Genomic DNA, 17603 nt, shown 5'->3' with positions numbered 1-17603 from the left:
AGGGGCCAGCGGTCAAGTTCGCTTTGCGCGCTTGGTCGGTACGCGCCGCGTGTGCCGTGCGAAGGTTCTGTTCAAGGTCTGCTCCTGGGTTTCCCAGGAGCCGAACCCCTTGAGTCGTTCGACCAGCTTGCCGTTCTTCAAAATCAGCAGCGTCGGCGTGCCGGTCACCTCGGGGTGGCGCGGCGTCTGAGTAGTATCGAGCAGGTAAAAAGCCGCCTGCCGGCGATAGCGAGCGGCCACTTTGCTGAATAACGGTTTGGCGGCGCCGCACGCCGGGCAGTGTGGTGATACAAACAGCATGAATACCGTACGCCGTGTCTCCAGCGCCTTTTTATAGGCTGTCGCGTCCTCAAGCACGGTGTTGATCAGGCCCATGGCAATCTCCTTTGCTAAAAATCCCACAACCTTCTGAGCCACGCTAAGTCAGGCTGGCGAGCGGGTCTACTGTCAGAGTTCACAGGTACAGCGTCGATTGGGAGCACTGTGAGTACCCATGCGCACCGGAATGTGGCCTGTCACCCCCGATTGAGGTCGACGGTAGCAATGCAGCTGCTGGTGCTGAGGCCAGGTCGCTTCCTGAAAGCGCCTGTATCTGACTGATTTTCAATAAATTCCCACCAACAATATTTTCTTGCGACTGGCTGTGGCACACTTTCTGCTGTCTATTCCGTTGTTACATACCATGTTCCGGTATAGCGGAATACACAACCTCTGGAGTGCTTGTCATGCATCACCGACCTTCCGTGTTTAAAGCGTGTGTTTTTCTCTTCGCCGCATCAGCATCCCTCGCCAGCGTCGTGCAGGCGGCGGACAGCAAGCTCGATGATGTGCTCAAGCGTGGGCACCTGATCGTGGGTACAGGCAGTACCAATGCGCCGTGGCACTTCCAGGGAGCGGATGGCAAGTTGCAAGGTTTTGATATCGACATCGGCCGGGTCGTGGCTAAAGGGTTGTTCAACGACCCAAGCAAGGTCGAGTTTGTGGTGCAGTCTTCCGATGCGCGCATTCCCAACCTGCTGACCGACAAGGTCGACATGAGCTGCCAGTTCATTACCGTGACTGCCAGCCGGGCGCAGCAGGTAGCGTTTACTTTGCCGTACTACCGCGAAGGGGTTGGCCTGCTGCTGCCGGCCAACAGCAAGTACAAGGAAATCGAAGACCTGCAAGCGGCAGGTGACGACGTGACCGTCGCGGTGCTGCAAAACGTCTACGCCGAAGAGTTGGTCCACCAGGCGCTGCCCAAGGCCAAGGTCGACCAGTACGACAGTGTCGACCTGATGTACCAGGCAGTGAATTCCGGTCGCGCCGACGCTGCCGCCACCGATCAGTCTTCGGTCAAGTACCTGATGGTGCAGAACCCGGGGCGCTACCGCAGCCCGGCCTATGCCTGGAGCCCGCAAACCTACGCGTGTGCCGTCAAGCGTGGCGATCAGGACTGGCTGAACTTCGTCAATACCGCCCTGCATGAAGCCATGACCGGCGTTGAATTCCCGACCTACAAAGCCTCGTTCAAGCAATGGTTCGGCGTGGACCTGCCTGAACCGGCGATTGGTTTCCCGGTTGAATTCAAGTGATGTATCAACCTGAGGCGTCGCTGCAGGCGCCTCGAATCAGGTGCTGCCGACCATGAACTATCAGTTGAACTTTGCCGCTGTCTGGCGCGATTTCGACACCTTGCTGGCGGGGCTCGGCCTGGGGCTTCAACTGGCATTGCTGTCGATCGCCATCGGCTGTGTGATCGGCCTGTTGATGGCCTTTGCGATGCTGTCCAGGCACCGTGCGCTGCGTATCCTCGCCTCGGTGTATGTGACAGTGGTGCGCAATACGCCGATTCTGGTGCTGATCCTGTTGATCTACTTCGCCTTGCCCGGCCTGGGCATTCGCCTGGACAAGGTTCCCTCGTTCATCATCACCCTGTCGCTGTACGCCGGTGCCTACCTGACCGAAGTGTTCCGCGCGGGCCTGTTGAACATTCCCAAGGGCTTGCGTGAAGCGGGCTTGGCGATTGGCCTGGGCGAGTGGCGGATTCGTGCCTACATCACGGTCCCGGTCATGCTGCGCAACGTGTTGCCGGCGCTCTCGAACAACTTCATCTCGCTGTTCAAGGACACCTCCCTGGCGGCCGCGATTGCGGTGCCGGAGCTGACCTATTACGCCCGCAAGATCAACGTCGAAAGCTATCGGGTGATTGAAACCTGGCTGGTCACGACGGCGCTCTATGTGGCTGCCTGTTACCTCATCGCGCTGTTGCTCCGCTACCTGGAACAACGTTTGGCGATCCGTCGTTAAGGAAGCTTCCCATGTACGAATCCCCCAGCTGGCTGCATGAGTTGTGGATCGCCCGGGACACGCTCTGGGCCGGGTTCCAGACCAGCGTTTATTGCTCGGTGCTGGCGATTATCCTTGGCACCTTGATCGGCATTGTCGCCGGGCTGGTGCTGACCTACGGCAAGTTCTGGATGCGCGCGCCGTTTCGTTTGTACGTTGACCTGATCCGCGGCACACCGGTGTTTGTGCTGGTATTGGCCTGCTTCTACATGGCGCCGGCGCTGGGTTGGCCGATCAGCGCATTCCAGGCCGGTGTCCTCGGGTTGACGCTGTTCTGCGGTTCCCATGTCGCCGAGATCGTGCGGGGTGCGCTGCAGGCCATTCCCAGTGGCCAACTGGAGGCCGGCAAGGCAATCGGGCTGACCTTCTATCAGTCGTTGGGCTATGTATTGCTGCCCCAGGCGTTGCGGCAAATCCTGCCAACCTGGGTCAACTCGTCGACGGAGATCGTCAAGGCCTCGACCTTGCTCTCGGTGATTGGCGTTGCCGAATTGCTGCTGAGCACGCAACAGGTGATAGCGCGGACTTTCATGACCCTGGAGTTCTACCTGTTCGCCGGATTTCTGTTCTTTGTCATCAACTACGCCATCGAATTATTCGGGCGCTACATTGAAAAGCGGGTGGCCTTGCCATGATTCAATTTCTTACTGAAACGCAGCCCCTGCTGAATATCCGTGGCCTGCGCAAACAATACGGCGCGGTGGAAGTGCTCAAGGGCGTCGACCTGTCAATGCAGCGCGGCAACGTGGTGACATTGATCGGCTCAAGCGGCTCGGGCAAGACCACGCTGCTGCGTTGCGTCAACCTGCTGGAAGAGTTTCAGGGCGGGCAGATCACCCTTGACGGTGAGTCCATTGGCTACAGCGATGTAGCCGGCAAGCGTGTCCGCCATCCGGAAAAGCTCATTGCCCAGCATCGGGCCATGACCGGCATGGCGTTCCAGCAGTTCAACCTGTTCCCGCATTTGACCGCGTTGCAGAACGTCACCCTCGGCTTGCTCAAGGTCAAGAAACTGGCCAGGGACGAAGCCATCGCCCTGGCTGAAAAATGGCTGGATCGCGTGGGCTTGCTGGAACGTCGCAATCATTTTCCCGGTCAGTTGTCCGGCGGACAGCAACAGCGCGTGGCGATTGCCCGGGCGATTGCGATGAACCCGAGCTTGATGCTGTTCGACGAAGTGACCTCGGCACTCGACCCGGAGTTGGTCGGCGAAGTGCTCAGTGTGATCAAGGGCCTGGCGGAAGAGGGCATGACCATGTTGCTGGTGACCCACGAGATGCGCTTTGCCTACGAGGTCTCGGACAAAATCGTGTTTATGAACCAGGGGCGTATCGAAGAGCAGGGACCGCCGAAAGACATGTTCGAGCGCCCGCAATCGCCGCGTCTGGCGGAATTTTTGAAGAACATCCGGTTTTGATTTTCAGCTTCATATCAGGAGAAACATTATGAGCATTACTCGTTACGGCACCGGCAGCACCGCCGGCGGCGGTCAGCCTCGTCCTTTTGCACGCGCGGTGGAGGCCGACGGCTGGTTGTATGTCTCCGGGCAGGTGCCGGCGGTGGAAGGTGAAATCATCAGCGGCGGGATTGTCGAACAGACCCGCCAGACCATGAAGAATGTGGTGGCGATTCTCGAAGAAGCCGGCTATGCCCTCGAGGATGTGGTGCGGGTCGGCGTGTGGCTGGAAGACCCACGGGATTTCTGGAGTTTCAACAAGGTCTTCGGCGAATACTTCAGCCCTGAACATGCACCGGCGCGGGCCTGTGTGCAGGCGAACATGATGGTTGATTGCAAGGTTGAGATTGATTGCGTGGCTTATAAGAAGAAATAACGGGTGGGATGGGGGGGATTGAGGGCCACCCCTCACCCTAACCCTCTCCCCAGGGGGGAGAGGGGACTGACCGAAGTGTTTTAAGAAATTCTGCGACCTGAAAAACCGAATCGATTATGGATTCAAAGCTGGTTTTCCAGGTCGCGGATTTTCTCAAATATCCTCCGTTCAGTCCCCTCTCCCCTCTGGGGAGAGGGTTAGGGTGAGGGGGCGCTCCAACTGACACCCACCCCTCATCCAGCTACCCTCCCAACCTCTCCAACGGGACCCAAGACTGCCATGACCGAAGACACCATCAAGCGCCGCGCCAAAGGCCTCGACCGGGCGTTCGATATCCTCGACTTTCTCAAGGAAGTCGGCCAGCCCCTGCGCCCGAACGATATTGCCAGTGGCATCGGCAGTCCTAAATCCACGGTGTATGAATTGGTCGCCTCCTTGCTGGCTCGGCGGATCCTCGAAACCGTGGGCAAGGACGGTCACGTTTACCTGGGCCGTCAGCTGTACTTTCTCGGTCAGGCACACTTGCGCCATTTCGACCTGACACGCGAGGCTGATCACGCTCTGCAGGAAATCGTCAGCCAGACCCACGAAACCGCGCAGATGTGCCTGCTCAACGGCCGTAAATACACGGTTGCGCTGATGCGCGAGGGCGAGCGGCACTTCCGGATTTCCTCGGACATCGGCGAGAACGCGCCGATTCCCTGGACTGCCTCCGGACGTCTGCTGTTGGGGCATCTGAGCGACCAGCAAATCGTCGACCTGATCGACCCTGACGACTTCATCCTCCCGGACGGCCAGCGTTTGCCCGTGGAAACCTTCCTCGAGCAAATCCGCCAGGCCACCCTCGACGGCTTCTTTTCCTTCGACAGTGTCGCCGACACCTTTACCCATTGCTTTGCCGCCCCGGTGCGGGACGCGCAAGGCGTCAGTATTGCGACCCTGTGCATTGTTGCGCCACGGGCCGATGCCAGGAATAACTACAACGACTACCGCCGGGTGTTGATCGAAAGCGCCGACAACCTGGCCCGTCGCATCAACGAATAACGAAACGGAGTAACCCCATGTCTGCCTTCAATGCCGTTGAAAAAGGCGCCGCCGCCCTCGGTGCGCATCTGGTGCGCGACGTCAGCCTGCCCGCGCTGGTGCTGCACCGCGACGCACTGGAACACAACATCCGCTGGATGCAGGATTTCGTCAGCAAAAGTGGCGCGCAACTGGCCCCCCACGGCAAGACCAGCATGATGCCGGCGTTGTTCCAGCGTCAGTTGGCGCAAGGTGCCTGGGGCATTACCCTGGCCAGCGCGGTGCAGACCCGCGCGGCCTATGCGGGTGGCGTCCGCCGGATATTGATGGCCAATCAACTGGTGGGCGCGCCGAACATGGCGTTGATCGCTGAGTTGCTGGCTGATCCCGCGTTCGACTTTTATTGCATGGTCGATCATCCGGACAATGTCGCCGACCTCGGTGCTTTCTTCGCCGCCCGTGGCCTGCGGTTGAACGTGATGATCGAATACGGCGTGGTCGGCGGGCGTTGTGGTTGCCGCAGCGAGCAAGCGGTGCTGGAGTTGGCCAGAGCGATCCGGGCCCAGCCGGCATTGGCCTTGACCGGTATTGAAGGTTACGAGGGCGTGATCCACGGCGAGCAGGCCGTCAGCGGTATTCGTGAATTCGCCGCCTCGCTGGTGCGTCTGGCGGTGGACCTGCAAGACAGCGGCTCATTCGACGTTGACAAGCCGATCATCACCGCGTCGGGATCGGCCTGGTACGACCTGATCGCCGAGTCCTTCGAAGCGCAAAACGCAGCAGGCCGCTTTCTCAGTGTGTTGCGTCCCGGCAGCTACGTGGCGCATGACCATGGCATCTACAAAGAGGCGCAGTGCTGTGTACTCGAGCGTCGCAATGACCTCGACGAAGGCCTGCGCCCGGCCCTGGAAGTGTGGGCCCATGTGCAATCGCTGCCAGAACCGGGTTTTGCGGTGATTGCCCTGGGCAAGCGTGACGTGGCCTATGACGCCGGCTTGCCGGTGCCGCTCAAGCGCTACACCGCCGGTGTGTTACCGGCGGTGGGGGATGATGTCGGGGCGTGCAAAGTCACGGCGGTGATGGACCAGCACGCGTTCATGAGCGTGGCGCCGGGGGTTGAATTGCGCATCGGTGACATCATTTCCTTCGGTACTTCCCACCCTTGCCTGACCTTCGACAAGTGGCAAGTAGGCTGCCTGGTGGATGAACAATTGCAGGTGATCGAAACGTTGCAGACGCGCTTTTAGCGCCTGCAGGAAAGTACCCGGACCCTCAAGAGATCTCAGCATGAATTCACCCCTGCGCATCGCCCTGATCGGCGAATGCATGATCGAGCTGCAACAGCGTGCCGACGGCAGTCTGCAACAAAGCTTCGGCGGCGACACCCTGAACACCGCGGTCTATCTGCGTCGCGAGCTGGGAGACAAGAGTGTCGTGGATTACGTCACGGCCTTGGGCGATGACAGCTTCAGTGACGCCATGTGCCAGCAATGGTCCGAAGAAGGCCTCGGCCTGAGCAGGGTGCAGCGCCTGCCGGGCCGCTTGCCGGGCTTGTACTGCATTCAAGTCGATGCTCGCGGTGAGCGGAAATTTCTCTACTGGCGCAATGAGGCTGCCGTGCGCGATTGCTTCACCACGCCGACGGCGGGGCCGATCCTGGCGGCCTTGCCGACTTACGACGTGCTGTATTTCAGTGGTATCACGCTGGCGGTGCTGGGTGAGGCAGGGCGCCAGCGTTTGCTGGAAAGCCTGGTGGAGGCGCGCCAGCGCGGCGCCCGTGTGGTGTTTGACAATAACTACCGAGCGCGACTCTGGACCAGTGTCGAGGCCGCGCGCGCGGCGTATCGGAAGGTGCTGGCACAGGTGGATATGGCTTTGCTGACCGAGGATGACGAGCACGCGTTGTTTGGTTATGCCGACAGCGAGCAAGTATTTGCCGCTTACCCGACGATTGAGGAAGTGGTACTCAAGCGTGGCGCGGAGGACTGCCTGATTCGTTGCGCCGGCGAGCGCTTTGCCGTGCCGGCGCTGAAGGTCGAAACGGTGCTGGACACCACGGCGGCGGGGGATTCGTTCAGCGCGGCGTATCTGGCTGGGCGGCTCCAAGGCGGCACACCGGAACAGGCGGCCCGTTCCGGCCATCGCTTGGCAAGCCGGGTGATTCAGGTGCCAGGCGCATTGATCCCCAGAGATGCACCGCCCGTAGCCGCGGGCGAGTAGAATGCGGCCGCGTGGGGCTGTGAAGCAGCCCCAAAACCCGGCACGCCGTCGATTCAGTCGCGGTAAAACACCTGCACCAGATGATAGCCAAACTTGCTCTTGATCGGCCCGTGCACCACCCGCAGCGGTTTCTTGAAAATCACCGCATCGATCACGCCGACCATCTGCCCCGGCCGCACCTCGCCCAAGTCACCACCCCGCTTGCCGGAGGGGCACGTGGAATACTTCTTGGCCAGCACATCAAAGGCTTCGCCCTTGGCAATACGCTGCTTGAGCTGTTCGGCTTCTTCGCTGGTCTTCACCAGGATATGACGGGCTTGGGCTTTCATCGGCAATTACCTTGCAACGGTCGGGCTTGAAGGCGCGGGATTATGCATCAACTCGCTCGGTGGCGTTGATCATGCTGCGAATTTTAGTCGCCAGCAGCTCAATGGAGAACGGCTTGCCCACCATGTCCATGCCTTCTTCGAGAAAACCCTGACGTTCAACGGCATTCTCGGCGTATGCCGTCATAAACAATACCTTGAGTCCGGGGCGGTGCTGGCGGGCAATCTCCGCCAATTGCCGACCGTTCATGCCGGGCAAGCCGACATCGGTGACCAGCAAGTCCACGCGCAGATCAGACTCCAGTAACGTCAGCGCCGTCCGGGCATCGGCGGCCTGGTGGGCGGTGTAACCCAGTTCGCCGAGCACGTTGACCACCAGCATGCGCACCGCGGCATCTTCCTCGACTACCACCACCGCTTCGCCGTGGAGTGCGACCGGCGCCTCGGAGGGACTTTCGGGCGGGGTGTTCTCCGGGGCGGTGCCGTGCAGGCGCGGCAAGTACAGGCGTACGCACGTGCCGCGCTCAGGTTCACTTTGAATCGTGACATGGCCACCCGATTGCTGGGCAAAACCGTAAATCATCGACAGTCCCAGCCCTGTACCCTGGCCAATAGGCTTGGTGGTAAAGAACGGGTCGAAAACCTTGGCCAGTACCTTCGGGGTCATGCCGGTGCCGTTATCGCAGACGCCCAACATCACGTAATCACCGGCCTTGACCGGTTCCAGGGTGATGATGTCGGTACCGTCGAGGTAGCTGTTGGCCGTCTCGATACGCAGCTGTCCACCCTCGGGCATCGCATCGCGGGCGTTGATCACCAGGTTGAGCAGGGCGTTTTCCAGTTGGCTGGCATCGGTGTTGACTGGCCAGATGTCGTTGCCCAGTTGCACCTTGAGATCGATGTGGGCGCCTTTGGTGCGGCGGAACAGTTCTTCCAGCGACGCGACCAGTTGATTGGGGTCAAGCGGCCGGCGGTCGAGGGATTGGCGTCGGGAGAACGCCAGCAGACGGTGGGTCAGCGCGGCAGCACGGTGGGCCGAGGCCACGGCGGCGGCGGCGAAACGCCCGATATCTTCGCTGCGACCTGCCGCGATGTAGCGCTGCATCAAGTCCAGGCTGCCGATTATGCCGGTGAGCATGTTGTTGAAGTCATGGGCGATACCCCCGGTAAGTTGCCCCACGGCTTCCATTTTCTGCGCGTGACGCAAGGCCTCTTCGGCACGCTCGCGCTCGAACATCTCGTTTTGCAGGCGCTGGTTGGCTTCGGCCAGCGCCTGGGTGCGCTGGTTCACGCGCTCTTCGAGGGTATCATTGAGGTGGCGTAGCGCCTGCTCGGTGTGTTTGCGTTCAGTCAGGTCCACGGCGGCCCCGAGAAAACGTGCTGGCCGGCCATGGTGATCCTTATAGCAGCGGCCACGGGCAAATACCCAGCGCACCTGGCCGTTGGCCTGGAGCAGGCGGTACTCCTCGGCGTACTCGGTGCCATGGGTGATGCAATGTTTGATGCTGCGGGCCACCAGGCCACGGTCTTCCGGATGGACCCCGAGCAGATAGTCGCTGATGGGCAAGCGGCCGGCCTGCTCGGGGTCGACGCCATGCAACTGGGCGAAATGCGCGTCGGCGATAAAGCGGTCACTGCCGATATCCCAGTCCCAGGTGCCTACCGCATCTGTCGCGGCCAAGGCCAATTGCAGGCGTTGCTCGGTATTCTGCTGGGCCTCGAGGATTTCTTCGGTGCGTTGTTGCAGCTCTTGGGCAAACTGCCGCCGCTCGTTGGTTTCGATGGCCGTGACCAGGATCCCCGCGACCTGGCCTTGCTCGTCACGGATCGGGCTGTAGGTCAGGTCAAGCCAGATCTCAGTGTCGCGATGGTTGCGTTGCAGGGCAAAGCGCTGCTCGCTGAAGCTGCGCACCTGGCCGGCCAACACGGCGCTGTAGATCGGGCCGGTGAAGCCTTCAAGTTCTGGCCAGATCAGATGGGTTGGCTGGCCAAAACCTTGCGGGTGCTTATTGCCGGCCAGCAGTGCGAAGCCATCATTGTAGATCTGCGTGAGTTCCTCGCCCCACAGCAGGAGCATGGGCATGGGTGAGTGGATCACGATGTCGATTGCCGTGCGCAGGCTTTGCGGCCAGTTGCAGGCATCACCGAGGGGGCTTTTTGCCCAGTCCAACTGTGCGATCAGTGCTACGGCTTCACTGCCGAGGGGAGATCCGTTCATATACGTGCTCTGTGCGTAACGCTTTGAAAATTGACCAAAGCCGACTCTCCCGTGGCGCGGGAACGGCTGACTACCCCTCGAAAAATAGCATGCTTGAGGCGGTTGTCTTCAAATGAGTGCGTCAGCGCCGAAACCTTTCATCTTCATGCGAGTTCAGGACGGTTGCGAAACTGCTCCAGGGCGTCGGGGTTGGCCAGCGCATCGGTGTTTTTCAGCGTTTCGCCATGCACCACGTGCCTTACCGCCAGCTCGACGATCTTGCCGCTGATGGTACGGGGAATGTCCGTGACCCCGAGGATCTTCGCCGGAACGTGCCGGGGCGTGGTGTTGGCGCGGATCACCTCGCGAATCTGTTGTTCAAGTGCCGCGTCCAGCACCACGCCGTCCTGCAAGCGCACGAACAGCACCACTCGCACATCGTCCTGCCACCGTTGGCCGATGGCCAGGCTTTCCAGGACCTGCGGGACTTTTTCCACTTGGCGGTAAATCTCCGCGGTGCCAATACGCACGCCGCCAGGGTTGAGTACCGCGTCCGAGCGGCCATGGATCAGCAAGCTGCCGTCGGGCCGTTGTTCAGCGTAATCGCCCTGGGCCCAGACGCCCGGGAACTGCTTGAAGTAAGAGGCGCGGAGTTTTTCCTGCTGTGGGTCATTCCACAGGCCGATGGGCATTGCCGGAAAGTGTCGGGTACACACCAACTCGCCTTTTTCGCCAATCAGCGGCTGGCCCTGGTCATCCCACACCTCGACCGCCATCGCCAGGCTCTTGCATTGCATTTCGCCACGCCGTACCGGCAGCACCGGGTTGCCAATCACAAAGCAGGAGACAATATCGGTGCCGCCGGACATTGACGACAGGCACAGCTCTTGTTTGATCTCGCGGTACACATAGTCGTAGCTCTGGGGTGATAACGGCGAGCCGGTGGAAATCAAGGCCTTGAGGCTGCTCAGGCGGTGGCTCAAGCGCGGTTGCAGGCCGACTTTTTCCAGGGTCGTGAGGAATTTCGGGCTGGTGCCGAAGACGCTGATCTGTTCTTGGTCGATCAAATCCATCAACCGTTCGGGCCCTGGATGAAACGGCGAACCGTCATACAGTACCGCCGTGGCGCCGATGGCCAGCACCGAGACCAGCCAGTTCCACATCATCCAGCCGCAGGTGGTGTAGTAAAACAGACAGTCGTCCCGCGAGAGATCGGCGTGCAGTCCATGTTCCTTGAGGTGGGTCAGCAGCACGCCGCCGGTGCCGTGGATGATGCATTTGGGCACGCCGGTGGTGCCGCTGGAGTAGAGGATATACAGCGGGTGATCGAAGGGCACCGCGACAAATTCGGGCTCGCCGCCGGCGCTGTAGAACGTGTCCCAGAGGGCGACGTTGGCCTGGGTCTGATAGTCGTCGATGCGCGCTGCGGGGCGGGCATAAGGCACGATGATCAACTGTTCCAGGGAGGGCAGGCGTGCCAGGATTTCATTGAGCTTGGCGCTCTGGTCGATGAGCTTGCCGGCGTAGCGATAGCCCGCGCAGGTGATCAGCACCTTGGGTTCGATCTGACCGAAGCGGTCGATGACGCCCTGGGTACCGAAGTCCGGCGAGGAACAGGACCAGATGGCGCCGAGGCTGGTGGTTGCCAACATGCCGACCAGCGTCTGCCAGGTGTTAGGCATGCACGCGGCCACGCGATCGCCACGGCCCACGCCGGCGGCGCGCAAGCTGCGTTGCAGGCCGGCGACGTGGCGAGCCAGTTCGGCATAGCTCAGTTGTTCACGCTGGCCGTCTTCAGCGATGGCCACCACCGCTGCATGTGCGTCGCGGCGGCGCAGCAGGTGCTCGGCAAAATTCAGCGTGGCGCCGGGAAACCAGCGCGCGCTGGGCATTTCTTGGCCTTCGATCAACACGGCGCTGGGCGGGGTGCGGAACTGTACGTCGAAGTAGTCGACAATCGCCTGCCAGAAGTCCGGGCGTTGTTCGATGCTCCACTGATGCAAGGCGGAGTAGTCACCGAGCTGCACGGCATGGCGAGCATTGATAAAGCGCCGGAACTGATCCATGCGGGTCTTGCGAATGCGTTCGGGGCTGGGTTGCCAGAGGATTTCGGACATGGCGCACTCTCTTGTTATCAGGCGTCACAGCGGTAGATTGACTGGCGATACCGTGTTGAGGCTCACCGAATAGGCACTTGAGCATCCCTACCTATAGTTATAACTCAGGCCATGGGTTATTGAGCCAGCCAGCCGCCATCGATATTCCACGCCGCGCCGCGCACCTGGCTGCCGGCTGCGCTGCACAGGAACAAGACCAATTCCCCCAATTGCGGCGGCGTGACGAACGCCAGCGACGGTTGCTTCTCGGCCAGCAGGTCATGCTGGGCCTGTTGCGGGTCGACGCCGCTGGCGATGCGTTCATCAATCTGCTTTTGCACCAGCGGTGTCAACACCCAGCCAGGGCAAATCGCATTGCAGGTAACAGGGCTGCCGGCGGTTTCCAGGCCGACGACCTTGGTCAATCCGATCACCCCGTGCTTGGCCGCGACGTAGGCTGCCTTGCCCACTGAACCGACCTGGCCGTGCACCGATGCGATATTGATAATCCGCCCCCAGCCCTTGCGTTTCATGCCCGGCAGACTGAGGCGCGTGCTGTGGAACACCGAGGATAGGTTGATCGCGATGATCGCGTCCCAGCGCTCCAGCGGAAAGTCTTCAACGGCTGCCACATGCTGGATACCGGCGTTGTTCACCAGAATGTCGACGCCGCCGAATTCGCGCTCGGCATAGGCGATCATGTCGGCAATCTGCGCCGGGTCGCTGACGTCCGCCGGGTGATGGCCGACCTTGCCGCCGAAGGCTTCGACTTCGGCGATCACTGCGCGGGCGTCGCCGAAACCATTGAGGATCAGGTTCGCGCCGGCCTTGGCCAGGCTCAGGGCGATGCCCAGGCCGATGCCGCTGGTGGAGCCGGTAACCAGGGCGGTCTTGCCAGTTAATGTCGTCATGAAAACCTCACACAATGCCGGTGGCGTAGAAAGTACCGATCACCACGAATACCGCGAGGGTCTTGATCAGGGTGATGCCGAAAATATCTTTGTAGGCTTCGCGATGGGTCAGCCCGGTGACCGCCAACAGCGTGATGACGGCGCCGTTGTGGGGCAGGGTGTCCATACCGCCGCTGGCCATGGCGGCGACCCGGTGCAGGACGTCAAGCGGGATGTTGGCGGCGCGGGCCGCGGCAATGAAACTCTCGGACATGGCCGCCAGGGCGATGCTCATGCCGCCGGACGCCGAGCCGGTGATACCGGCCAGCAAGGTCACGGTAATTGCCTCGTTGACCAACGGATTGGGGATGCCCTTGAGCCAGTCCGACAACACCAGAAAGCCCGGCAACGAAGCGATCACCGCGCCGAAACCGTATTCCGAGGCCGTGTTCATCGCCGCCAGCAGCGCGCCACTGACCGCACTTTTACTGCCTTCGGCCAACTGGCTGCGAATCGCCGACCAGCCAAACACCAGCACCATGATGATCCCCACCAGCAGCGCTGCCTGCACCGCCCAGATCGCCGTGAGCTTGGCGATTTCGGTGGTGACCGGCGCGCTCATGCCTGGCAGGCTGAGGCTGTGGGTCTTGCCGTACCACTGCGGAATCCAGTGAGTGAACAGCAGGTTCATCAGGCCCACCAGCAACAGCGGCGACACGGCGATCCAAGGGTTGGGCAGCGTCAGGTTCTCAGCGGTTTCCGGTTCGTTGCGCAGCTCGGTGCCGTAGCCTTCACCGGCGCGCTGGGCCTTGTTGCGCTGGCGCGCCAGATAGAGCATGCCGGCGCAGAATACAAAAATGCTGCCGATCAGGCCCAGCCAAGGCGCGGCCCAGGCGGTGGTGTTGAAGAAGGTGCTGGGGATAATGTTCTGGATCTGTGGTGTGCCGGGCAGCGCGTCCATGGTGAACGAAAACGCGCCGAGGGCGATGGTCGCCGGGATCAGGCGTTTGGGGATATTGCTCTGGCGGAACATCTCGGCGGCAAATGGATACACCGCGAACACCACCACGAACAGCGAAACGCCACCGTAGGTCAGCAGGGCGCAGACCAGCACGATCACCAGCATTGCCTGGCGCGTGCCGAGCAAGCGAATCGCGGCGGCGACGATAGAGCGCGAGAAGCCCGACAGTTCGATCAGCTTGCCGAACACCGCGCCCAGCAGGAATACCGGGAAATACAGCTTGATAAAACCGACCATTTTTTCCATGAACACCCCGGTAAAGGCTGGGGCAACGGCGGACGGGTCGGTGAGCAGCACGGCGCCAAGGGCGGCAATCGGTGCGAACAGGATGACGCTGTAGCCACGGTAGGCAGCGAGCATCAGCAGCACGAGGGCTGCCAGGGCAATGATCACACTCATGGTGTGTCTCCATCGGATTGTTATTTTTGTGGGGTGAAGCGTTTGGAAAGGGCTATAGCGGGAACTGTGCCAAGTTAGTAACTTATTGATATCTATATAAAATATCTAATTTACTACAAAGGATATCTCTATTTAGAGACAGACGAAGCTCCAATGTGGGAGCGGGCTTGCTCGCGATAGCGGTTTATCTGTAGCAGATTTATCGTCCGGTACACCGCTATCGCGAGCAAGCCCGCTCCCACATTTGAAATATCTCTATATGGAGAGATTGTCTCTTTATTGAGACTGCTCGATGCCCAGCGCGACCATTTTCTTGTACAGGGTCGATCGGCCCAGCCCCAGCTGTTTGGCGGCCTCGATCACGTTGCCCTCGCATTGCTTCAACGCGGCGTTAATCAACTGTCGATCAAACCGCTCCCGCGCCGCGCTGAATGTCTCGACCTCGACGGGCGCAACGGCACCGCGCGCCACCGGGCTGAATGTGCCAATCGCGGCACGAATCTGGCGCGCGTCCAGTACCAGGTCATCACTGAGCAGCGCCGCCCGTTCCAGTACATTGCGCAGTTCGCGGATATTCCCCGGCCAGGCATGTTGCGCCAGTAGCGCCAAGGCTTCGCTGTCCAGTTCATGCTGGCTGCGCAGTTCCTCGAGAATCGCTTCGCTCAAGGCGGGCAGGTCGTCCAGGCGTTCGCGCAGGGGCGGTACCTGGATCGGCAGCACGTTGAGGCGGTAATACAGGTCTGCGCGAAACTCGCCGCGCTTGAGTGCCGCTTCAAGATCGGTGGAGGTTGCGGCGATCACTCGCACATCGCTGTGGATCATCTCGTTGGAGCCCACGGGTTCAAATTCTTTCTCCTGCAACACCCGCAGCAGTTTGCTTTGCAATGGCAACGGCATGTCGCCGATCTCATCGAGAAACAGCGTGCCGCCTTGGGCGATCTGCAGCTTACCGGGGCGACCCTTGCGGTCGGCGCCGGTGAATGCGCCAGGCGCGGTGCCAAAGAATTCGGCCTCGAGCAGGTCATTAGGAATAGCGGCACTGTTGATGCTGACGAAGGCTTTGTTGGCGCGTGGGGACGCACCATGGATCGCCTGGGCCAGCAATTCCTTGCCGGTGCCGGTTTCCCCCAGCAGCAATACCGGCGAGTCGGCACTTGCACTGCGCCGGGCGCGGCGTTTGACTTCCAGGCTGGCGGCGCTGGTACCGATAAAGTGCGCGAAGTTGTATTTGCTCTGGCGCGAGCGCAGCAACGAGCGCGTGGACGCCAGCTCCTGTTGCATGCTCAGGTAGCGTTCGATCAGTGGCGAGAGGTTGCGCAACTCATCGAACAGTGCAAAACCAATCGCTCCGATTACCGCGCCGGCGTCGTCGTGGATCGGCAGGCGCATCACCACCAGCGGACCTTTCGGGGTGTCCTGGATGTCCAGCAGGATCGGCCGGTCGCTGCGCACCACCTGGCGTAGCCGGCTGTTGGCGATCACCTGCTCACACGGCTGGCCGATTGCCTGGTCGGCGCTTTGCAGGCCAAAGCGCTTGGCGTAGCGTTCGTTCATCCAGACGATATTGGCGTCGCGGTCGACAATGACCGTGCCTTCGCTGGACTGCTCGATGATTTCGAACAGCGACTGGATTGCCAGGCCGCGAACGTGCGGGTAGTCCTTGAGGCTTTCAATCGGGTTCATGGCGGCGGTCCGTTCTACACGCAGGCGGCGGCGAGGAGTTCTTGGGTATAGGGATGTTGCGGCGATTCGAACACGTCACGACTCGGTCCGCGTTCCACCACCTTGCCGTCCTTGATCACGATCAGGTCATGGGCCAATGCGCGCACCACCGCCAGGTCATGGCTGATAAACAGGTAGGTCAAGCCGTACTTGTCCTGGAGTTCACGCAGCAGCGCCACCACTTGCTTTTGCACGGTACGGTCGAGCGCGGAGGTGGGTTCGTCGAGCAGCATCAGCGCCGGGCGTAGCACCAGCGCACGGGCGATGGCGATGCGTTGGCGCTGGCCACCGGAGAACTCGTGAGGATAACGGTGGCGACTGGCGGGATCGAGACCGACGTCTTCCAGCACCTTGATCACCTGCGCGTCACGCTCCTCGAGGTTGCAGGGTGCGTGGACTTCCAGGCCCTCGCTGATGATCTGGTGCACCGACATGCGCGGGCTGAGACTGCCGAACGGGTCCTGGAACACCACCTGCATCTGCTTGCGCCACGGGCGCATCTGTTTTTGCGTCAGGCCGTCGAGGGCCTCGCCCTGGAACCGGATGCCGCCGCTGGAGTCCAGCAGGCGCAGGATCGCCTGGCCCAAGGTGGATTTGCCGGAGCCGGATTCGCCAACGATGCCCAGGGTCTTGCCGCGTTGCAGGCTCAGGCTGATACCGTCCACGGCGCGCAGGTACGTCTTGCTGCGGAACAGACCACCGCCAAGGGGGAATTGCACGTTCAGGTCATCCACCTGCAACACGGTCTCGCGCTCGTCCAGGCACAGGGCGGCCCCCGCCGGTTCGGCATCCAGCAGCAGGCGACTGTAGGGATGCTGCGGGGCGTTGAACAGGGTTTGGCAGTCGGCATGCTCGACGATTTCCCCGGCACGCATCACGCACACCCGCTGGGCGATGCTGCGTACCAGATTGAGGTCGTGACTGATCAGCAGCAGCGACATACCCAGGCGCTGCTGCAGGGATTTGAGCAGCAGCAGAATCTTGCGCTGCACCGTCACATCCAGCGCCGTGGTCGGTTCGTCGGCAATCAGCAGTTGCGGCTCACAGGCCAGGGCCATGGCGATCATCACCCGCTGGCGCTGGCCGCCGGAGAGCTGGTGGGGATAGGCCTTGAGGCGTTCCCGGGGGTTCTGGATGCCCACCAGTTCCAGCAGCTCGAGGATGCGGGCTTGCGCGGCTTTGCCGCCGAGGCCCTTGTGCAGCAGCAGGCTTTCGCCGATCTGTTTTTCGATGCTGTGCAAGGGATTGAGCGAGGTCATCGGCTCCTGGAAGATCATTGCAATGCGATTGCCGCGCAGCTTTTGCAGGAGGGCCGCCGAAGCGCCGATCAACTCCTGGCCGCGATGCTTTATCGAACCGGTGGTTTGCGTACCGGCTTGCGGCAGCAATTGCAGGATCGAATGGGCGGTTACCGATTTGCCTGAACCTGACTCGCCCACCAGTGCCAGGCACTCGCCGGGGCGCACGTCCAGGCACAGATTACGCACCACGGTCTGGCCGTTGAAGGCGACGCACAGGTCGCGGATCTCGATCAGGTTGTCGCTCATAC

At 61.1% G+C, this 17603-nt stretch carries 16 protein-coding genes; 8 read left to right on the top strand and 8 right to left on the bottom strand.

The window, feature by feature from the left end:
- Positions 1–12 precede the first annotated feature (12 nt).
- Positions 13–375 (bottom strand): thioredoxin family protein, encoded by a 363-nt coding sequence (locus AC6CIA_RS08150; protein ID WP_498311425.1) that lies wholly within the window; start codon positions 373–375, stop codon positions 13–15.
- A 350-nt stretch (positions 376–725) separates the two neighbouring features.
- Here AC6CIA_RS08150 and AC6CIA_RS08145 point away from each other — a divergent pair, with 350 nt between their 5' ends.
- From AC6CIA_RS08145 to AC6CIA_RS08110, 8 genes are all read left to right on the top strand, one after another.
- Positions 726–1574 carry a transporter substrate-binding protein gene (locus tag AC6CIA_RS08145; RefSeq protein ID WP_498311424.1) on the top strand — a complete coding sequence of 283 codons (849 nt, stop codon included), beginning with the start codon at positions 726–728 and terminating at the stop codon, positions 1572–1574.
- Positions 1575–1626: 52 nt separating this feature from the next.
- Positions 1627–2289, top strand: coding sequence for an amino acid ABC transporter permease (locus tag AC6CIA_RS08140; RefSeq protein ID WP_498311423.1), 663 nt, complete (start codon positions 1627–1629; stop codon positions 2287–2289).
- An 11-nt stretch (positions 2290–2300) separates the two neighbouring features.
- Entirely contained in the window at positions 2301–2963 is a 663-nt protein-coding gene (locus tag AC6CIA_RS08135) for an amino acid ABC transporter permease (RefSeq protein WP_339532313.1), read from the top strand.
- Positions 2960–3745 (top strand): amino acid ABC transporter ATP-binding protein, encoded by a 786-nt coding sequence (locus AC6CIA_RS08130; protein WP_498311422.1) that lies wholly within the window; start codon positions 2960–2962, stop codon positions 3743–3745. The genes AC6CIA_RS08135 and AC6CIA_RS08130 overlap by 4 nt, the downstream gene beginning before the upstream one ends.
- Before the next feature lie 28 nt (positions 3746–3773).
- Positions 3774–4160 carry a RidA family protein gene (locus AC6CIA_RS08125; protein WP_084378816.1) on the top strand — a complete coding sequence of 129 codons (387 nt, stop codon included), beginning with the start codon at positions 3774–3776 and terminating at the stop codon, positions 4158–4160.
- Positions 4161–4439: 279 nt separating this feature from the next.
- Positions 4440–5204, top strand: a complete 765-nt coding sequence (locus tag AC6CIA_RS08120; RefSeq protein ID WP_498311421.1) for an IclR family transcriptional regulator — start codon at positions 4440–4442, stop codon at positions 5202–5204.
- A 17-nt stretch (positions 5205–5221) separates the two neighbouring features.
- Positions 5222–6430 (top strand): amino acid deaminase, encoded by a 1209-nt coding sequence (locus AC6CIA_RS08115; RefSeq protein ID WP_498311420.1) that lies wholly within the window; start codon positions 5222–5224, stop codon positions 6428–6430.
- A 40-nt stretch (positions 6431–6470) separates the two neighbouring features.
- Entirely contained in the window at positions 6471–7403 is a 933-nt protein-coding gene (locus tag AC6CIA_RS08110; protein ID WP_498311419.1) for a sugar kinase, read from the top strand.
- Between the two features lie 53 nt (positions 7404–7456).
- Here AC6CIA_RS08110 and AC6CIA_RS08105 read toward each other — a convergent pair whose 3' ends face one another.
- The 7 genes from AC6CIA_RS08105 to AC6CIA_RS08075 form a co-directional block, all read right to left on the bottom strand.
- Complete coding sequence (locus AC6CIA_RS08105) at positions 7457–7732, bottom strand: peptidylprolyl isomerase (RefSeq protein WP_007898282.1); 276 nt, start codon at positions 7730–7732, stop codon at positions 7457–7459.
- Positions 7733–7772: 40 nt separating this feature from the next.
- Positions 7773–9947 (bottom strand): hybrid sensor histidine kinase/response regulator, encoded by a 2175-nt coding sequence (locus AC6CIA_RS08100; RefSeq protein ID WP_498311418.1) that lies wholly within the window; start codon positions 9945–9947, stop codon positions 7773–7775.
- A gap of 143 nt (positions 9948–10090) precedes the next feature.
- A complete protein-coding gene (locus AC6CIA_RS08095; RefSeq protein WP_498311417.1) occupies positions 10091–12043 on the bottom strand; it encodes an acetoacetate--CoA ligase in 1953 nt (650 codons plus the stop codon).
- 116 nt (positions 12044–12159) lie between these two features.
- Positions 12160–12933 (bottom strand): 3-hydroxybutyrate dehydrogenase, encoded by a 774-nt coding sequence (locus tag AC6CIA_RS08090; RefSeq protein WP_498311416.1) that lies wholly within the window; start codon positions 12931–12933, stop codon positions 12160–12162.
- Positions 12934–12940: 7 nt separating this feature from the next.
- On the bottom strand, positions 12941–14332 hold the full coding sequence (locus tag AC6CIA_RS08085) for a GntP family permease (protein ID WP_498311415.1): 1392 nt from the start codon (positions 14330–14332) through the stop codon (positions 12941–12943).
- A 276-nt stretch (positions 14333–14608) separates the two neighbouring features.
- A complete protein-coding gene (locus AC6CIA_RS08080) occupies positions 14609–16015 on the bottom strand; it encodes a sigma-54 interaction domain-containing protein (RefSeq protein WP_498311414.1) in 1407 nt (468 codons plus the stop codon).
- A 14-nt stretch (positions 16016–16029) separates the two neighbouring features.
- Positions 16030–17601, bottom strand: a complete 1572-nt coding sequence (locus AC6CIA_RS08075) for an ABC transporter ATP-binding protein (protein WP_498311413.1) — start codon at positions 17599–17601, stop codon at positions 16030–16032.
- Positions 17602–17603 lie beyond the last annotated feature (2 nt).

The organism is Pseudomonas sp. GQ91 (assembly GCF_059758795.1).
Note: the sequence above shows the minus strand (reverse complement) of the source record. Positions and strands in the feature narration are given on the sequence as shown.